The sequence below is a fragment of the uncultured Nisaea sp. genome, from assembly GCF_963974195.1.
Taxonomy (GTDB): domain Bacteria; phylum Pseudomonadota; class Alphaproteobacteria; order Thalassobaculales; family Thalassobaculaceae; genus Nisaea.
Window position 1 is genome coordinate 14,706 of record NZ_CAXBDC010000018.1, and the last position, 17,533, is coordinate 32,238.

The window sequence follows — 17,533 nt, forward strand, 5'->3', positions numbered from 1 at the left end:
CCTATTCCGCCGCCTCTATCTCGATCCGGTAATTGGTCCGGGCAGCTTCCTGATGCTCGTCCTGCCAGGCGGACGGCTGGTTGGAGCGGTTCACCTGCACGGCGGTTACCTTGTATTCCGGGCAATTGGTCGCCCAGTCCGAATTATCCGTGGTGATGACGTTGGCGCCGGTCAGCGGGTGGTGGAAGGTGGTGTAAACGACGCCCTGCGGCATCCGGTCGGAGACTTCCGCCCGGATCGTGGTCGCTCCCATCCGGCTCGCCAGCGAGACCATGTCCCCGTCCGCGATCCCGCGCTCCTCCGCGTCGAACGGATGGATCTCCAGAATGTCCTCGCCATGCCAGCGGTTGTTTTCCGTCCGCCTTGTCTGGGCGCCGACATTGTACTGGCTCAGAATCCGGCCCGTGGTCAGGATCAGCGGATACATCCGGGTGCTGCGTTCCGTGGTCGGCACATATTCGGTCACCATGAACATGCCCTTGCCGCGCACGAACCCGTCCACATGCATGATCGGGGAGCCGTTCGGGAAAGCATCGTTCACCGGCCATTGCAACTGCTCGCCCGCATCGAGCCGGGCATGAGAGACACCGGCAAAGCTCGGCGTGAGGCGCGCGATCTCATCCATGATTTCGTGGGCACCAGCATAGGACATCGGATATCCCATCGCATTGGCCAGACGGCACACCGCTTCCCATTCGCTGAGGCCGGACTTCTCCGTCATCACCGGGCGCACCCGGTTGATGCGGCGTTCGGCATTGGTGAAGGTGCCATCCTTCTCCAGGAAAGACGTGCCCGGCAGGAAGACATGGGCGAAGGCCGCCGTTTCGTTCAGGAACAGGTCCTGCACGATCAGGCAGTCCAGCGATCTCAGCGCTTCCTCGACATGCTGGGTGTTCGGGTCGGACTGGGCGATATCCTCGCCCTGCACGAACATGCCCTTGAAGCTGCCATCCACCGCCGCCGCGAACATATTCGGGATACGCAGGCCCGGCTCATTCAGTAGGGAAACGCCCCAGTCAGCCTCGAACAGGCTGCGGGCCGTATCGTCGGCGATATGGCGATATCCCGGCAATTCGTGCGGGAAGGAGCCCATGTCGCAGGAGCCCTGCACATTGTTCTGACCGCGCAGCGGGTTAATGCCGACACCCTCGCGGCCGATATTTCCCGTCGCCATGGCAAGGTTGGCCATGGCCATGACCATGGTCGAGCCCTGGGAATGTTCGGTGACGCCAAGGCCGTAATAGATCGCTCCGTTGCCGCCGGAAGCGAACAGGCGCGCGGCCTTGCGGATTTCCTCCGCCGGAGCGCCGATGGTCTCCGCCATCGCCTCCGGGCTGTTCCGGTCTTCCGCGACGAAGGCGGTCCAGCGGGCGAATTCCTCCGTATCGCAGCGCTCGCGCACAAAGGCCTCGTCAACCAGCCCTTCGGTGACGATGACATGGGCCAGCGCGTTCATCACCGCCACATTGGTGCTCGGCCGAAGCTGGATATGGTGTGCCGCCTTGATGTGCGGGGACTGCACGAGATCGATCCGGCGCGGATCGAGCACGATGATCTGCGCGCCCTCGCGCAGCCGCTTCTTCATCCGGCTGCCGAACACCGGATGCGCGTCCGTCGGGTTGGCGCCGATCAGCAGGATGACGTCGGATTTCTCCACCGACTTGAAGTTCTGCGTGCCCGCCGAGGTGCCGAAGGTGGTCTTCAACCCGTAACCGGTCGGTGAATGGCAGACCCGGGCGCAGGTATCGACATTGTTGGTGCCGAAGGCCGCCCGGATCATCTTCTGGACGACATAGACTTCCTCGTTGGTGCAGCGCGAGGAGGTGATGCCGCCGATGGAACCCTTGCCATATGTCGCCTGCACCGCCTTCAGCCGGTCCGCGGCGAAAGCGATGGCCTCGTCCCAGGAGACCTTGCGCCAGGGGTCGGAGATCGCGTCGCGGATCATCGGCTCGGTCTGCCGGTCCTTGTGAGTGGCATAGCCGAAAGCGAAGCGGCCCTTCACGCAGGAATGCCCCTCGTTCGCGCCGCCATCCTTCCACGGCACCATGCGCACGACCTCGTCGCCCTGCATCTCGGCGCGGAAGGAGCAGCCGACACCGCAATAGGCACAGGTGGTGACCACACTGCGTGACGGGATGCCCTTCTCGACCACGGATTTCTCAACCAGCGTCGCGGTCGGACAGGCCTGCACGCAGGCACCGCAGGAAACACAGTCGGAGGCAAAGAAATCATCCGCACCGGTTCCGGCGGACACCCGGCTCTCGAAGCCGCGCCCGGCGATGGTCAGCGCAAAGGTGCCCTGGACTTCCTCACAGGCCCGCACGCAGCGGGAGCAGACGATGCATTTCGACGGGTCGTACTGGAAATAGGGATTGGAGGTGTCGATCCCGGCCTTGCTCTCCGGCGCGAAATGGCTCTCCCCGTCCATGCCGTAGCGGACTTCCCGCAGACCGACCGTGCCGGCCATGTCCTGCAGCTCGCAATCGCCGTTGGTCGGGCAGGTCAGGCAATCCAGCGGGTGGTCGGAGATATAAAGCTCCATGATGCCCTTGCGGATCTTCTCCAGCCGGGCGTTCTGGGTCGTCACCCGCATGCCTTCCGCGACCGGCGTGGTGCAGGAGGACGGCGTGCCCCGCATACCCTCGACTTCCACCAGACACATCCGGCAGGAGCCCCAGGGATCGACCATATCGGTCGCGCAGAGCTTCGGGATCGGCCGGTCAATTACGGAGGCCGCGTGCATCACCGAGCTGCCTTCCGGCACGCTCACCTCAACACCATCGATCCAGAGTGTGACCGGCGCCCCCTCGCCCGCTGCCGTGCCGTGATCATTCTGCCTTTGGTAGGTCATGCTCGATCTCCCTATTCCGCCGCGAGGGCCGGGCTGCGTTCAAAATCCTCCGGGAACAGCCGGATGGCGGACATCACCGGCATCGGCGTGAGACCGCCCATGGCGCAGAGCGATCCGTCCGTCATCAACTCGCAGAGGTCTTCGATCAGCGCGATGTTGCGGGCGACATTCTCGCCCCGGAGTATTTTTTCGACGGTTTCCCGGCCGCGTACCGCGCCGATCCGGCAGGGCGTGCATTTCCCGCAACTTTCCTCTTCGCAGAATGCGAAGGCGAAGCGGGCCATTTCGGCCATGTCCACCGTCTCGTCGAACACCGTGATGCCGCCATGGCCGAGCATCGCGTCGTTCCTCGCGAGTTCCTCGTAATCCATCGGCAGATCCAGCATGTCTTCGGAAATATAGGCGCCAAGCGGACCGCCGAGCTGGGCCGTCCGGAACGGACGGCCGGTCGCCGTGCCGCCGCCGAAGGTCTCAACCAGATCGCGGATGCTGACCCCGAACGCCTTTTCGACAAGCCCGCCGTGCCTGATGTTCCCGGCAAGCTGGAAGGCTTGCGTTCCATGTGAGCGGCCAACGCCAAATTCCTTATAGAAGGCGGCCCCGCGTGCCAGGATGATCGGCACCGTCGCCAATGTGAGCACGTTATTCACCACCGTCGGCTTGCCGAAGAGGCCGTGAATGGCAGGAATGGGCGGTTTCGAGCGCACCGTGCCGCGCTTGCCCTCGATGCTGTTCAACATCGAACTTTCCTCGCCGCAGATATAGGCACCGGCGCCGCGCCGCAGCCTGATCCGGAAGGAATAATCGCTGCCGCCAATGCCCTCGCCGAGCCAGCCGGCAGTCTCCAGAACCTCGATCGCCCGCTTCATCTTGGCGATGGCGTGGGGATATTCGGAGCGGATATAGACCATGCCTTCCCGCGCGCCGGTCGCGATGCCGGCGATCACCATGCCTTCAAGCAGGGTGAAGGGATCGCCTTCCATCAGCATGCGGTCGGCGAAGGTGCCGCTGTCGCCCTCGTCCGCGTTGCAGCAGATATATTTCTCGGTGCTGTCCTGCTTGCGGACCGTGTGCCACTTGATCCCGGCGGGGAAGCCCGCACCGCCGCGCCCGCGCAGACCGGAATCGAGAACGGTCTCGCAGATCTGCTCCGGCGTCATCTTCAGCGCCGCACGCAGACCGGCAAGACCGCCATGGGTTTCGTAATCGGCGAGGGAATGGGGATCGATCAGGCCGACGCGGGCGAAGGTCAGGCGTTCCTGATGTTTCAGATACGGGATCTCTTCCGTCGGGCCGAGCGCCAGAGGATGCCTGCCGTCGCCAAGAATGGCAGCGAGCAACGCGGATGCATCGCCCAGGCGGACCGGCCCGAACGCCATGCGTCCGTCCGTGCTCTCCCATTCCACCAGCGGCTCCAGCCAGAGCATGCCGCGTGAGCCGTTGCGGACGATATGCAGGTCAATTCCGAGCCGTTTCGCCTCACCGGCGAGCGCGGCGGCGACCTTGTCCGCACCGATCGAAAGGGCGGCCGCATCGTCCGGAATGAAGAGCTTCACGCTCATCGCGCGGCCTCCTCAAGAGCGTCATCCACATCCGCGCCGCGCACCCGGCCAAGCAGCGCGCCACCGACCATCGCGGTCGGGGCCAATGCGCAGTTGCCGAGGCAATAGACAGGCTCGAACACCACGCCTGCGGCGGTTTTCTCGGACAGGGACACGCCATGACGGGACAGGATCTGCTCGGTCAGCGCAACGGCGCCCATCGACCGGCAGGCTTCCGCCTGGCAGATCTTCACGACCACACGGCCGTCCGGTTCTGTTTTGAAATCATGATAGAAGCTGACAACGCCATGAACCTCCGCCTTGGAGAGGTTCAGACTGTCGGCAATGACGGGGAGGCAGTCCGGAGCGATATGGCCGAGCCGGTCCTGCACATCATGCAGGATTTCCAGCAGCTCCGAAGCGGCATTCCCGTGTTGCGCGCAGATCGCGCGCGCCGCATCGGCAGTAGGTAAAGCCTGTGGCATCGGAGTCTCTCAGCTATCTCTGTTTCACACCCGCTTTGCGCGAGCTTTGAAGAGAAAGCTTCCCCGACGCAGCCGATCCGATCCAATCGTTAATCCCGATAGGTCAATCGGCGCTCTCTATGATTGGCCGTCCGGGATTACTCCTCCGCCCCTTCGTCGGCATCGTCGGAATTTCCACTGAAAGCGAAGTAGGCAAGACCCGCACCGGCGAGGGCGAGCAACAGAGGGGAAGAGCGGCCGATTATCGGGGCCACGGCAAGGGCAGCGGAAACCGCGCTCAGGCTCTGCCGGCGGATTTCGGCTTCATGCCGGCGCTCGTAAGCGCTGACGGCCGCCGTGATCGTCCAGACAGCGATGGCCAGGGACCCGGAGACAAGCACCAGAATGCCAAGCGCCGCAATCGCGTCGACCCGCTCGGCAAGCCAGAGCCCGCCGGCGGCAACAGCGGCCCCGTAGGCGGTCAGGCCAAAAAGGATGGCGAGACCGTAAAGGGCCGTGTTGCGCTTTGTCCGCACCGCCAGCCGCCCGGCGTTCCAGGCGGCTATGCGGGTGGCGTGGGATGCCAGACGGTCAAGCACGATTAGCGCCTGACCAGATAACCGACCGCGAGGCCGATACCGGCAGCAATTGCGAGAGAGCGGATCGGCTTGGCACGAACCCCCGTGCTCACACCTTTCTCGATCCGGTCGAGATCATTCTTCACCCGTTTGGCGGCGGCGGAAGAACTCTCGGCAATCTTCGCCATGGCTTCCTCGCCACGATGCTTGAGATCGCTTGTCCGGCTCCGGCCGAGATCGGACACACTGTTCGTCAGATCGGAAAGATCGGAACGAAGGGCCTCGAGCTGGGCTTCGATATCGCCAGCCTTCGGACCGGTTCCATTGGCTGCGGTTTTGGTCTGGGTGGTAGCCACGATAGTCTCCTTTAAAAAGAGGGGCTGGATCCGGGGCGCCGGTTCAGCAGCGCCCCGATTTCCAGATGTCAGAAGCTCATTTCCCGGTCAGGGATGGCTTAGCGAAGGATGATCGCATCCGGCGCCGTGCTGTAATCCTTGTCCGAATAAGCCGTGTGGGATTCGAGCTGTGCCTGGGTAAAGGGCACATGCACTTCGACGTCACCGCCGCCCTCGCTCTGCATCAGACGGCCAGCGCCCGAGGCAAGGGCAACCGGCTTCTCGCCCATTCCCAGGAAGCCACCGACATCGACGACATAGGCCTCGACACGATCACCGGCACCACGCAGCACCTTGTCGATCTCGCCGATATCCTCGTTATCCGCGCCATAGACACGGGCACCGATCAGATCATCGTTCTTCACCTTGGACGGATCGACCGTAACCAGCTTCTCGCCGTCCTTGGTCATCGAATTAAGCGCTTCCTCGGTGCTTTTCTTGAAGGACGTAAAGCCTTCACCGACCTTCTTCATGGCCGGACCGGCAAAACCGAGCGTGGCGTAATCCTCGAACTGGTCCCGGTCAAAAGCCGGAGCGCTCTTCAGCTCTTCCTTGGTTGCGTCAGCCACCAGACGGCGGCCATCCTCGAGCGGGATCCATTTCAGCCGGCTGATATCGACCGCGACATCCTTCTCGCCGATGCCGAGCACGCCGCCGACACCAACCACAGCGGCCAGAACGTCACCGCTGGTGGTCATGACAACGTCGTTGATATCCCCGATCGGGTCCGCGTCCTTGGCACTGGAGCCATAGACGGACTGGCCGATCAGCACGGAGGCCAAAATCTGGTCCGTTCCGGCTTTCAGATAGGGGGCGGTTTCCGCGTTGCCGGAGGTGCTGGAATTAGGGGCGAAAACACCCGTTCCCTTTGCAGCATCGGAGCCGGCGGCATTTGCCGTCATCAGCCCACCGATAGCGATGGTTGCACCAAGAGCTGTCGTCGTAAGAAGCTTGCGAATCATGGTTTCTCTCCTCTTCTAATGAAGAAATATAGAGTTCCGTTTTGCGAGCGGCCTGTATTGCGCCACCCTCAACAAAGAAACGTTTCACCCCGAATGAAGTTCCCGATTTTTTTGCTAAATATAATTTTTTTGTGTGGAATATTTTTTTATTGAAATCAGGCCGTTCTTTCAAAAATTGAATTGAGAACGGCCTGATACAATCAGAACAATTTGAATTGTCTCTTACTTGCTTTCCGCTGCCGCTTCAGATCGCGCCAGATCGGCCGGCTGGCCTATCAGGAAGTCGTAGACAAGCTTCGCGAAGACGGCGATCGGGGCCGCCAAAAATGCGCCGGGCATCCCCCAGCACCAGGTCCAGAACAGCATCGAGATGAAAATCAGGATCGGGCTGAGCGTCATTTTTCGCCCCAACACCACCGGCGTCACCGCATAGCATTCGACTGCATTGATCACTGCGAAGGCAGCCGGCACGGACGCGACGGAAAGCCAGGTATCGAAGCTGGCGAGACCGGCGAGCGTCAGGATCGCCAGCATGGCCAGCGGGCCAACGAACGGCAGAAAGTTCAGGAAGAAGGCCAGCAGCCCCCACATGACCGGGTTCGGCATACCGAGCAGCAGCATGGCCAGCGCGGTCAGCGCACCGACACAGAGATTGATCGCCGTCAGTGCCCGCACATAGGTGGAGAATCTTTCCTGCACCGCGCCCATGAAATCGACAAAGGCCGACCGGTTGTCGATGCGGCGGATGAACGACCGTGCCGCACGGCGTCCCTGGGCGAGCAGCATGTAAAGCAGGCCGAGCGTCATCACGATCTGCGCCATGGTCAGCCAGGTATAATTGGCCAACTGCCGCAGGAATGACGGCCCCTGGATGACAACCGTGTCACCGCCGCCACCGCCGCCACTGCCTGCCATGTCCTTGAGCTTTTCGGTCGCTTCCGAGGCTTCCTCGATGGATTGCCTCAGCCCCCAGAATTCGCGCTCCAGCTTTCTGACGATCTCGGGCAATTCGTCGAGCCAATACATCGCCGGATCGGAAAGTTGGAACAGGGCAAGCCCCGTGGCGCCGACAAGTCCGCCGACCACCAACAGGGCACCGCACCAGTCAGGCACCCCCACCGCACTGATGGTGCGCACGGCGGGATACAGAATGACGCAGAGGAACAGGGCCAGAAAGATCGGCAGGAAAAGCTCGGACGCGACATAGAGCGCCGAGCCCGCCGCGAGCACGAACAGACCGATCACCGCATAGGACTGAACATCACGCAACCGCGCCCTCCGGTGGAGGGCGCGGCTTGAGGATGCTTTAACGGTATCCTTCGGCTCCGCCTGCGACGTATCGCGGGCAGGCGATATTTCTGTTGTCTGCTCCAAGGTCCCTAGACCCTGACCCCGGAAGAACCACGCGGGCCGGCAAACATCCAGATGATGAGGCCGATCACCGGCAGCACGATAATCAGGAGGGTCCAGACAAGCTTGTTCACGCCGGAAGTGCCGCTGGAGAGCACCTGGATCACGGCATAAATATCGGCGATCAGAATGATCAGGGCAAATAGACCTGAAAAGATTTCCATGGCTTCGACTCGCATTGTTGTTTCTGCCTTAACAACGCGCCGATGCCTGGATGGTTCCCTGACGGGTGCCCCGGAAGATCTCCGGAGACAGGTCCGACACCGGAAAATCAACCGCCGCGCGGGGCCTACCCGTCCGTCATCGGCGTGGTGATGACCAGAAAGACAAGGTCGGACAGGCCCGAATTCTGGATCGCGTGCTCGATCCCCGGCGGGATGAAAATCACGTCATGGCGCCGGACCACCTGTTTCTTGCCCGCGATCTCCATCAGCCCCTCGCCTTCCAGCACATGATAAACCTGCTCCTGCACTCTGTGGCTGTGCCGCTCGACATAGGCCATTGGCTGGTAGCAGGAGATCCGGTGATCGATCAGCCTGGCATCGGAGGTATCGGCGGCGACCAGCGGCTTGGACAGCGCGCCGCCGTGGTGGCCGGGGAATTCCTTCCACTCGACCTCGGCAATGTTGCGGATGAATGCTTTGCTCATGGATACGTCCTCCCGTTTTTCTTTACGTTAGCGTTCTTCGGCGGATGACTGCTCTTGTTGCGGCCCGCGGCTTCGTGCCGCCGCATGCCGACCGGCGATATAGGCAAAGGCGATGGCCGGCCCCAGATTGATGCCCGGCGCCGGATAGACGCCGCCCATCACCGACTGCATGTCGTTACCGCAGGCATAGAGGCCGTCGATCGCTTTCCCCTCCGCATCGATCAGCCGCGCGTCAGTATCCGTCAGCAATCCGGTGGCCGCGCCGATATCCCCCGGCCAGAGCCGGATGGCATAGAAAGGCGGCGTCCGGACCGGGCCGAGTGTCGGGTTCGGCCTGTGCGATGGGTCGCCGTTGGCCCGCTCATAAACCGTCGTCCCCCGGCCGAAATCCAGATCCACGCCGGTTTCAGCAAAGCGGTTCATCCGCGAGACCGTGTCCGCAAGACCATCCTGATCGATGCCGAGCCGCCCGGCCAGATCCGCCAGCGAGTCCGCCCGCACCAGATATCCGTCTTTCAGGAACGGCCCGAGCCCGCGCCCGCCTGGCCGGACCATGCCGAGCCCGTATTTCCTGAGCCCGTCGGCATCAGTAATCTCGAAAGCCGGGATGGTGGAGCCATCCCGGTCCGCGCCATACATCGCCACCACGAACTCATGATAGGAGCGGCTTTCATTGACGAAGCGCCGCCCGTCCCGGCCAACAGAGAAAATACCGGGCTTGGAACGGTCGAGGACGAAATGCGGGAACACCGCCATGCTGCCGTCCTTCCGGCGGCGGCGCGATACCGGCGCCCAGAAGACCGGTTGCGCGCCGCCTTCTCCATAACGGGCACCGAGCCTGAGAGCGATGTCGTGCAAAGCTCCGGTATTACCGGGTGCCGCCGGACTGAATTCAGGTTGCGGTTCCGGCAGCAACTCTGCCCGCCGCTGCGGATGCCGGGCAAACCCGCCGGACGCCAGAATGACCCCGCCCGCCGCATGCAGGCTGATTTCCTTGCCTTTGCTGCGGACCCGGACACGCGTGCCATCGGCACCGGCGGAAATATCGGTGACCTCGGCATCCGTCCATATCGTGACATCAAGATCCAGCAAGCTCTTCAGCAGCCTGCCGGTCAGGGCATTGCCCATGACAAGCCGCGCGCCGCGCCCATACCGCATCCGGTCCACGGCATATCCGGCAACCAGCCCGGCACCATGGGTCAGGGATTTCAGTGATCGCGTCATCTTCAGCAGATGGCCAATATCGTCCCGGTCGACCATCATCCCGCCCAGGATCGTGAATTCCGGGATCGGCTTCCGTAACAGATGCAGAGCTTTCCCGAGCATGCCGCCATCGAATGACAGCGCTTCAAGGGCGCGGCCACCCGCGACCGAGCCCTCCAGCTCAAAGAGATAATCGGGGTGAAAGGGGCGGGCACGGAACTGTACCGCCGTGTTTTCTTCCAGATGGCGCACCGCTTCAGGCCCCGCGCGGAGGAAGGTATCCCGCATCACCTTCGGCGCCCGGTTCCCGACGGCGGCATCAAGAAACGCGGCCGCCTGCTCCGGGCTGTCTTCCGCTCCAGCCGAAGCGGCGTGCCTCGTGTTCGGAATCCAGACCGTCCCGGCGGACAGGGCAGAGGTGCCGCCAACAGAGCCTGAACATTCAACGAGGAGCGTCCGCGCGCCATCGAGCGCGGCAAAGACCGCCGCCGCCATCCCGGCCGCGCCGCCGCCAAGCACGACCACATCCCAGACTTCGGCCTGTTTTTCTGCTGGTGTGCTTTCGGAGCCGGGCATGGATGAAATCTTCCTGCTGGACGGGACGGACAGGCGAAGCATAGGCCAACGAATTCAAAAATTAGAATCTCTTTCCATTTTTCATATTCGCAGATGTAGTCTGGTTTCCTCCACCCCGTTGAACGGGGAGACTTTTGAGCGGATATCACATTGAGCAGCGCCCTCGAACGCGGTCTCGGCATCCTGGAATTGATGGTCACGCACCCGGCCGGCCTGCCCGTCAGCCGGATTGCCGCCCTACTCGACATGCCTGTGTCCGGCGTCCACCGGCAGCTCAAGGAACTGGCCCGGCTCGGGTATGTCCGGCAGGCGCGCGAGCAGGGTGACTACCTGCTCAGCGTCAAGCTGTCCGCCCTCGGTCTCAGCTTCCTTGGCCGCTCCGGCGTGACCGACATTGCCCAGCCGATCCTCGACCGGCTGGCGGCAACCAGCGCCGAGCTGATCCGGCTTTCCGTCATCGACGGGGACCAACTGGTCTGGGTTGCGGTCGCACAGGGCGCGACCGGCGGCCTACGGTACGATCCGGGGCGCGAACAGGGTGTTGTGGTGCATCTTGCCAGCACCGCCGGCGGTCAGGCCTGGCTCGCCAGCATGAATGACGAGGATGCTCTGGCTCTGGTCAACCGGCAGGGCCTGCGTCCGACCGAATTCGAGCCCGGCCCCGGAGCGCCCCCGACCCTGAAGGCGCTGCTGGGCGCCCTGAACGAAGCCCGCGCCAAGGATTATGCGCTGACCGTGAACAGCTACATGATCGGCATGGCCGCGATGGCTGTGCCCGTCCGCTACGGTACCGGTGGCGCCGTCGTCGGCTGCCTCTCCATCGCCGGCCCCTCCGTCCGGCTCGACCGGGAGCGCGTGACCGCTCTGGCACCCATCCTGAATGAAGCCGCCGCCGAACTTTCCGCCGCCGCCGATGCCTCGCACTTCTTCAGCCGGCTCGGGCGCGAGACCAGCGGCACGCCCGGCCTGACCGGAACCAGAACGGCGAGATCCGGATGACCCGCGCCTATTCCCTCGCCTATCTGACCTGTAACGGCGTCGATCCGGTGGCTGCCGTCGGCATTGCCGCCGAACACGGCTATAACATGGTGAGCTTCCGCCTGCTGCCAGCCGGTCCGGGAGACAGCCTTTTCCCGTTGCTCACGGACGATGCCCTGCTGCGCGAGGTGAAGGCCGCGCTGCGCGATACCGGCGTAAGCATGGCCGACGCGGAGATGATCCGCCTGAATGCCAAAACCCGGCTTGAGGATTTCACCCCGTTTCTCGACCGGATTGCCGATCTCGGCGCACGCCACGTGCTGGTCGCCGTCGACGATCCCGATCACGTCCGCAGCCAGGACAATTACACCGCCCTCTGCGCCCTGCTCGGCACCTACAACCTGACCGCCGATCTCGAATTCATGCCCTGGACCGGTGTGAAGGATCTGGCCCATGCAAGGCGCATGGTAGAGACCGCCGATCATCCGGCCGCCGCGGTGCTGTTCGACAGCCTGCATTTCGGTCGCAGTACCTCCACCCTGGAAGAATTCGCCGCCCTGCCGCCGGGCCTGATGAACTATGTGCAGATCTGCGACGGCCCCGTGCCCTATGACCCGTCGGACGAGGAGCTGATCCGGGTCGCCCGGACGGCCCGGCTGATCCCCGGAGAAGGCGGCATCGACCTCGCATCCATCGCCGGCCTGATCCCGGAAGGGATGACCATCAGCGTCGAGGTTCCGAACCACGCTCTGGCCGGAACCGCCGGAGCCTCCGAGGTTGCCCGGCGGGCGCTGCAGGCAACGAAGGAACTGCTCGGCGACTGACACCCAACTCACAAAATAATAAACCAAGGGAGTGAAACATCATGGCTTTGACCGGCAGCGCCTTTCTGGCGCTTTGGCACGATATCGCCCCGCCATCCTGGACCGAATATATGGAATGGCACACCCGCGAGCATATGCCGGAGCGACTGTCTATTCCGGGCTTCACCATCGGCAAGCGGCTGATCAATCACACCGTCCCGCGATATCGCTACGGCACGGTCTATGGCGGTGAGAATGTGGAGGTCTTCCGTTCGCCCGCCTATCTCGAGCGGCTAAACAACCCGACCGAGTGGTCCAACAAGGTGCAGCCGACTTTCCGCAACTTCCTGCGCGTGGCCTGCGACCGGATCGCCTCCGCCGGCGTCGGTGACGGTGGCGCGATGGCCACCATCCGGCTCGACTACGAAAGCGGCGCCGGGCCGGACGCGGTACATACCCGGGCGCAGAGCCTCGCCGATACCCTGCTCACGGTCACCGGTGCCTGCTGCGTTCATATCGGCCTTGCCCGCACCGAGGTTTCCGGCGTGAAGACCAGGGAGACAGAGCTGCGCCCCGGCATGGCGGAAAAGGAATTCGACATGGTGGTGCTGATCGAGGGCAGCGGCGCTCCCGAGCTGGAAACAGCAATCCCCGCCTTCGAGGCCGTCATCGCCGAAAGCGGCAGCGGCGTCACCAACCCGCAGACCATCGTCTATAATCTCGCCTATCAGCTCACCGCTGCGGATATGGCCGGTACGGGAGCCGCACAATGAAGGTCCTGATCACCGGAGGCGGCGGCTTCCTCGGCGCCTGGCTCGTCAAGCGGCTGCTTGCCCGGGGTATCGAAGCCCGGGTGTTCGACCGCAAGGAAGACCGTTCCATCCTGCGCGAGATCATCGGCAACGCGGCGGACAGCATCGACTGGGTGATCGGCGACATCACCGACACCGACCGGGTCCGGGACGCGGCGCGGGGGTGCGATTTCGCGGTCCATCTTGCCGCTCTGCTGACCCCGGACTGCGCCGCCAACCCGGTTCTCGGCGCCAGGGTCAATCTGATCGGCACGCTAAACGTCTTCGAGGCGGCCAAGGCGGAAGGCATGCGGGGCATCGCCTATGCCAGCAGCGCTTCGGCACTGGCGCCGGACGACTGCGCGGATCTCAGCCCGGTCACCCATTACGGCGCCTACAAGCTGGCCTGCGAAGGCTGCGCCCGGGCCTACTGGATCGAGTCCAGCATTTCCAGCATCGGTTTCCGCCCGGCCATCGTCTACGGCCCGGCACGGGAAACAGGCATCTCCGCCGGTCCGTCAGTGGCCTGCCGAGAGGCAGTGGCCGGACGGCCCTACACCATCGGTTATTCCGGCGAGGCGGATCTGATCTTCGTGGACGATGTTGCGGCGCTCTGCGAGGCGGCGGCCCTGAAGCCCTTCGAAGGCGCCCACACCATCACCCTGTCCGGAGAGCGGGCCGATGTCAGCGTCCTCGCCGAGGCCATCCAGGATCAGGTGCCGGGCGCGCGGATCGACTGGGACGGCCCCCTGCTGCCGATCCCGCCACATATGGAACCGACCCCGACCGGGGATCTGCTCGGCCCGCTGCCGCGCACATCGCTGAAAGACGGCATCGCGCAGACCATCGCGCATTACCGGCCCGGACGGAACGCGTGACAGACATGACGCGCGAGGCGCAAATCACCCTGGTGCAGCGCTATTTTTCCGGCGTGGATGGAGAGGATCTGGATCAGGTGCTTGCGACACTGACGGAGACCTGCCGCTTCTCCGTTGAAACCCATGGCGTGATGCTCACCGGTCATGCAGAGATCGGCGGGATGATGCGGCAGCTATGGGGCCGTCACAAAGCCGTTCTTCATGACAGCTTCCATTATGTCTGCGACCCGGAAAATGGCACAATCGCCACGCAATTCCGGGTCGTCAACACGCTGCATGACGGAACGCAGGTTTATAAGTCGAACTGCAATTTCTTCAGCATTGAGAACGGAAAATTCAACTCCGTCGCCGTCTATATGGCCGGAGAGAACACCCTGGAGCGCAAGACCTAACGGCCGTACCTAACGACCGTCCGGGCGCTTCATCTCGAAGGTATCGCGGCTGGTTGCATAGAAGTTCGCACCCAGCCGTCCGATGGTGTCGAGACCGATATGATCGATATGCAGCTTCTCCTCGTCGAGCACCAGCGCATCGCGGACGGAAATGCTGCGCACCTCGCCGACAACGATCTCGCGGCGATTGCCCAGCTCAAGCGTCGTGTGACGGGTGCATTCCAGTGCAACCGGCGCCTCGGCAACGCGGGGCGGCCTGATGGTCTCGGACGGCTCCACCGTGAACCCGGCGAGCGGGATCTCGGACTCGCCATGTGGCAGAGGCGTCGAGCAGGCATTCATCTTCTCGGCCATGGCCCGGTCGACAATATTGACCACGAACTCGCGGCTGTCCCGGATGTTCCGCGAGGTATCCTTCGGAGAGCCGTCCGGCCGCGCTTCCAGCCCGAGAACGACCATGCAGGGATCGAAGGCGATGGCGTTGAAGAAAGAGAACGGCGCGGCATTCACGACCCCCGCCTCATCGATTGTGGTCACAAGCGCGATGGGGCGCGGCGTTACCACATTGCGCAGCAGCTTATAAGCATCAGTCGCCGACAAATCGGCCAGATTAAAGCTCTTCATTTACGGGGTCCGTTTCATGGCAGGGAGAGATGGCAAAAGGGAAAGCGTCGAGAGACCCTCGACGCATTCACTCATAACGCGTCCGCAGCCTGTTGGTAACGGAGCAGAGCGATATCAGCGAAAACGCTGCGTAACCGGCCCGCCACATTTGACCAACCATAAATCCATGCTTTTTATGCGTTATACTTTGCACGAAACCGCTCAAAAAAATTCAAAGTGAATTTAGTTGATTGTTTTTGCTTACTATTAACGATGAAAACCCAACCACACGCTCAAAATATATCGTTAACAACCATAAACTTCAGGGTATTTTTTTACGAATTTTAAATCATATCCCGTCAATAAGCTCTGCTTGCACCAACAAAGTATCCAGCAGCACCGGTTGCGGAATTAACGGAGACAAGGCGAGCATGCTTAAAAACGTAAAGATATCGGCGAAAGTGTTTGGTGGCTTTGCCATCATCATTGGCCTGCTCCTGGTAATCGCGTTCACTGCGTGGAACGAATTAAGCAGCGCCAACAACACGTTCACCCGATACCGGTCCATTGCCCTTCAAAGCAATCAGGCTGGCCGGGTCCAGGCCAATCTTCTGGAGGCACGGCTCGCGGTCAAAAATTTCATTATCGACGGCAGCAAGGAAAGCATCCAGACGGTCAAGACCCGTATCGGCACGACCCTGGCGCTGAAGGAACAGTTTCTTGGCCTGGTCACAAGCGATGAGAAGACCGCGCTGATCAAGAAATCCGGAGAAGAGCTGGAGCAATATTCCACCTCTTTCGATGACGTCACCAGCCTGCAAGACACCCGGAACGATCTGGTGCTCAACACGCTGGACGTCGTCGGCCCCCAGATGGAAAAGACGCTGACCGAAATCATGCAGAGTGCCTATGACGATCAGGATGTCTCCGCTGCTTTCCATGCGGGCATGGTGCAACGCAACCTGCTCCTGATGCGTCTCTATGCCACAAAATTCCTGGTTACCAACGAAGCGTCAGCATTCGAACGCGTGCTGAAAGAGTCGGTGACGATGACCAAGAATTACGAGCTTATGCTCGCCGATCTGCAGGACCCTGCCCGCCAGAAACTGGCAACGGAGATCGAAACTCTGCATGCCACATATGAGGACGCGGTCAGAAAGGTTCAGCAAACCATAGCTTCCCGCAACAGCATCATCACCGGAACGCTGGATCGGGTCGGCCCGCAAGTCGCACGGGATCTTGAAAACCTGAAGCTCGAGATCAAGCAGGAACAGGACACGCTCGGACCGCAGGCCAGCGCAGCGATGCAGAGCGCCGTCACGTTCACCATCGTGATTTCCGTCGTCAGCATTGTGGTTGGCGCCCTTGCCGCATGGCTCATCGGCACCGGCATCTCGCGTCCGATCCAGAACATTACCGCTGCCATGAAGACATTGGCCGACGGTAACAAGAGCATCGAGATCCCCGGGCAGGACCACAAGGACGAGATCGGCGACATGGCCGAAGCCGTTCAGGTGTTCAAGGCAAACATGATCGCGAATGACGAAATGGCCGCCCGCGAGCAGGAAGCCGCGAAGGCACGCGAGGAACGCGGCCGCCGGATCGAACAGCTTACCCAGGAATTCGATGCCGGTATTTCCGAGTTGCTGAACGGATTGACCTCCTCGGCGACGGAAATGGAAGCCACGGCGGGTTCCATGTCCCAGATCGCCAACCAGACCAATGAACGCGCCACGGCTGTCGCCTCCGCAGCGCATCAGGCCTCCGCCAATGTGCAGACGGTCGCGACGGCGGCCGAGGAGCTGTCCTCTTCCATCGCCGAGATCGGACGTCAGGTTGCCCATTCTTCGAATACGTCCAAACGGGCTGTCGATCAGGTCACCGCGACCAATGATCAGGTCAAGAGTCTCGCGAAGACAGCCCAGCAGATCGGCGAGGTGATCAACCTGATTTCCGACATCGCCGAGCAGACCAACCTTCTTGCCCTCAATGCCACGATCGAGGCGGCGCGGGCCGGAGAAGCCGGCAAGGGCTTTGCCGTGGTCGCCTCCGAAGTGAAGAACCTGGCGACCCAGACGGCCAAGGCAACGGAAGAGATTTCCCAGCAGATCGGGGGGGTCCAGACGGAAACCGATGCCGCAGTCAGCTCAATGGACGCCATCGGCGCGACGATCAACGAGCTGAACGAGGTTGCCACAGCCATTGCGGCAGCGGTCGATGAGCAGGGGGCAGCAACAGGCGAGATTGCCCGCAATGTCGAAGAAGCGGCAATGGGCACCCAGGAAGTCACCGTCAACATTACCGAAGTCATGCAGGCCGCCGGTGAAACCGGCAGCGCGGCAACCCAGGTGACCGGCGTGGCCGGTGAGCTCAATGTTCAGGCCGACCGGCTCCGCGCCCAGGTCGAGAAATTCCTCACCGGCGTCAAGGCCGCATAACGCGGAACCCGAGCGGGG

Annotated in this window: 17 protein-coding genes; 6 read left to right on the top strand and 11 right to left on the bottom strand. The window is 62.3% G+C overall.

Features of this window, described 5'->3' with window-relative positions:
* Position 1: 1 nt before the first annotated feature.
* The 10 genes from fdhF to AAC126_RS06200 all read right to left on the bottom strand — a co-directional run bounded on the left by fdhF (position 2) and on the right by AAC126_RS06200 (position 10,632).
* On the bottom strand, positions 2-2,854 hold the full coding sequence (fdhF, locus tag AAC126_RS06155; RefSeq protein ID WP_339851110.1) for a formate dehydrogenase subunit alpha: 2,853 nt from the start codon (positions 2,852-2,854) through the stop codon (positions 2-4).
* 11 nt (positions 2,855-2,865) lie between these two features.
* The gene (locus tag AAC126_RS06160) at positions 2,866-4,416 is read right to left on the bottom strand and encodes an NADH-ubiquinone oxidoreductase-F iron-sulfur binding region domain-containing protein (protein WP_339851112.1); all 1,551 of its coding nucleotides are present in this window, start codon (positions 4,414-4,416) and stop codon (positions 2,866-2,868) included.
* A complete protein-coding gene (locus tag AAC126_RS06165) occupies positions 4,413-4,880 on the bottom strand; it encodes an NAD(P)H-dependent oxidoreductase subunit E (RefSeq protein WP_339851115.1) in 468 nt (155 codons plus the stop codon). The genes AAC126_RS06160 and AAC126_RS06165 overlap by 4 nt, the downstream gene beginning before the upstream one ends.
* Before the next feature lie 137 nt (positions 4,881-5,017).
* Entirely contained in the window at positions 5,018-5,458 is a 441-nt protein-coding gene (locus tag AAC126_RS06170; protein WP_339851116.1) for a hypothetical protein, read from the bottom strand.
* Positions 5,459-5,460: 2 nt separating this feature from the next.
* Positions 5,461-5,793, bottom strand: a complete 333-nt coding sequence (locus tag AAC126_RS06175; protein ID WP_339851118.1) for a hypothetical protein — start codon at positions 5,791-5,793, stop codon at positions 5,461-5,463.
* A 98-nt stretch (positions 5,794-5,891) separates the two neighbouring features.
* Complete coding sequence (locus AAC126_RS06180; protein ID WP_339851120.1) at positions 5,892-6,794, bottom strand: PRC-barrel domain-containing protein; 903 nt, start codon at positions 6,792-6,794, stop codon at positions 5,892-5,894.
* A gap of 222 nt (positions 6,795-7,016) precedes the next feature.
* Positions 7,017-8,063: an AI-2E family transporter gene (locus AAC126_RS06185; RefSeq protein ID WP_339851123.1), complete on the bottom strand. Its 1,047-nt coding sequence runs from the start codon at positions 8,061-8,063 to the stop codon at positions 7,017-7,019.
* A gap of 110 nt (positions 8,064-8,173) precedes the next feature.
* Positions 8,174-8,383 carry a PLD nuclease N-terminal domain-containing protein gene (locus AAC126_RS06190; RefSeq protein WP_339851125.1) on the bottom strand — a complete coding sequence of 70 codons (210 nt, stop codon included), beginning with the start codon at positions 8,381-8,383 and terminating at the stop codon, positions 8,174-8,176.
* Between the two features lie 110 nt (positions 8,384-8,493).
* Positions 8,494-8,853 (bottom strand): cupin domain-containing protein, encoded by a 360-nt coding sequence (locus tag AAC126_RS06195; RefSeq protein ID WP_339851127.1) that lies wholly within the window; start codon positions 8,851-8,853, stop codon positions 8,494-8,496.
* A 27-nt stretch (positions 8,854-8,880) separates the two neighbouring features.
* Positions 8,881-10,632 carry an FAD-dependent oxidoreductase gene (locus AAC126_RS06200; protein ID WP_339851129.1) on the bottom strand — a complete coding sequence of 584 codons (1,752 nt, stop codon included), beginning with the start codon at positions 10,630-10,632 and terminating at the stop codon, positions 8,881-8,883.
* 150 nt (positions 10,633-10,782) lie between these two features.
* On the opposite strand from AAC126_RS06200, the gene AAC126_RS06205 reads away from it, so the two are divergent.
* The 5 genes from AAC126_RS06205 to AAC126_RS06225 are packed head-to-tail and all read left to right on the top strand — an operon-like array spanning position 10,783 to position 14,474.
* Positions 10,783-11,631 (top strand): IclR family transcriptional regulator, encoded by an 849-nt coding sequence (locus tag AAC126_RS06205; RefSeq protein WP_339851132.1) that lies wholly within the window; start codon positions 10,783-10,785, stop codon positions 11,629-11,631.
* On the top strand, positions 11,628-12,434 hold the full coding sequence (locus AAC126_RS06210; RefSeq protein WP_339851135.1) for a TIM barrel protein: 807 nt from the start codon (positions 11,628-11,630) through the stop codon (positions 12,432-12,434). The genes AAC126_RS06205 and AAC126_RS06210 overlap by 4 nt, the downstream gene beginning before the upstream one ends.
* 41 nt (positions 12,435-12,475) lie before the next feature.
* Entirely contained in the window at positions 12,476-13,186 is a 711-nt protein-coding gene (locus AAC126_RS06215) for a hypothetical protein (protein ID WP_339851137.1), read from the top strand.
* Positions 13,183-14,082: an NAD(P)-dependent oxidoreductase gene (locus AAC126_RS06220; RefSeq protein ID WP_339851140.1), complete on the top strand. Its 900-nt coding sequence runs from the start codon at positions 13,183-13,185 to the stop codon at positions 14,080-14,082. Before AAC126_RS06215 ends, AAC126_RS06220 begins: the two co-directional genes overlap by 4 nt.
* Positions 14,079-14,474 (top strand): nuclear transport factor 2 family protein, encoded by a 396-nt coding sequence (locus AAC126_RS06225; protein ID WP_339851145.1) that lies wholly within the window; start codon positions 14,079-14,081, stop codon positions 14,472-14,474. The genes AAC126_RS06220 and AAC126_RS06225 overlap by 4 nt, the downstream gene beginning before the upstream one ends.
* A gap of 9 nt (positions 14,475-14,483) precedes the next feature.
* Here the strand turns inward: AAC126_RS06225 and AAC126_RS06230 are convergent, their stop codons facing one another.
* On the bottom strand, positions 14,484-15,098 hold the full coding sequence (locus tag AAC126_RS06230; RefSeq protein WP_339851148.1) for a flavin reductase family protein: 615 nt from the start codon (positions 15,096-15,098) through the stop codon (positions 14,484-14,486).
* 410 nt (positions 15,099-15,508) lie between these two features.
* Here AAC126_RS06230 and AAC126_RS06235 point away from each other — a divergent pair, with 410 nt between their 5' ends.
* Positions 15,509-17,515, top strand: coding sequence for a methyl-accepting chemotaxis protein (locus tag AAC126_RS06235; protein ID WP_339851152.1), 2,007 nt, complete (start codon positions 15,509-15,511; stop codon positions 17,513-17,515).
* The last annotated feature ends 18 nt before the right edge of the window (positions 17,516-17,533 follow it).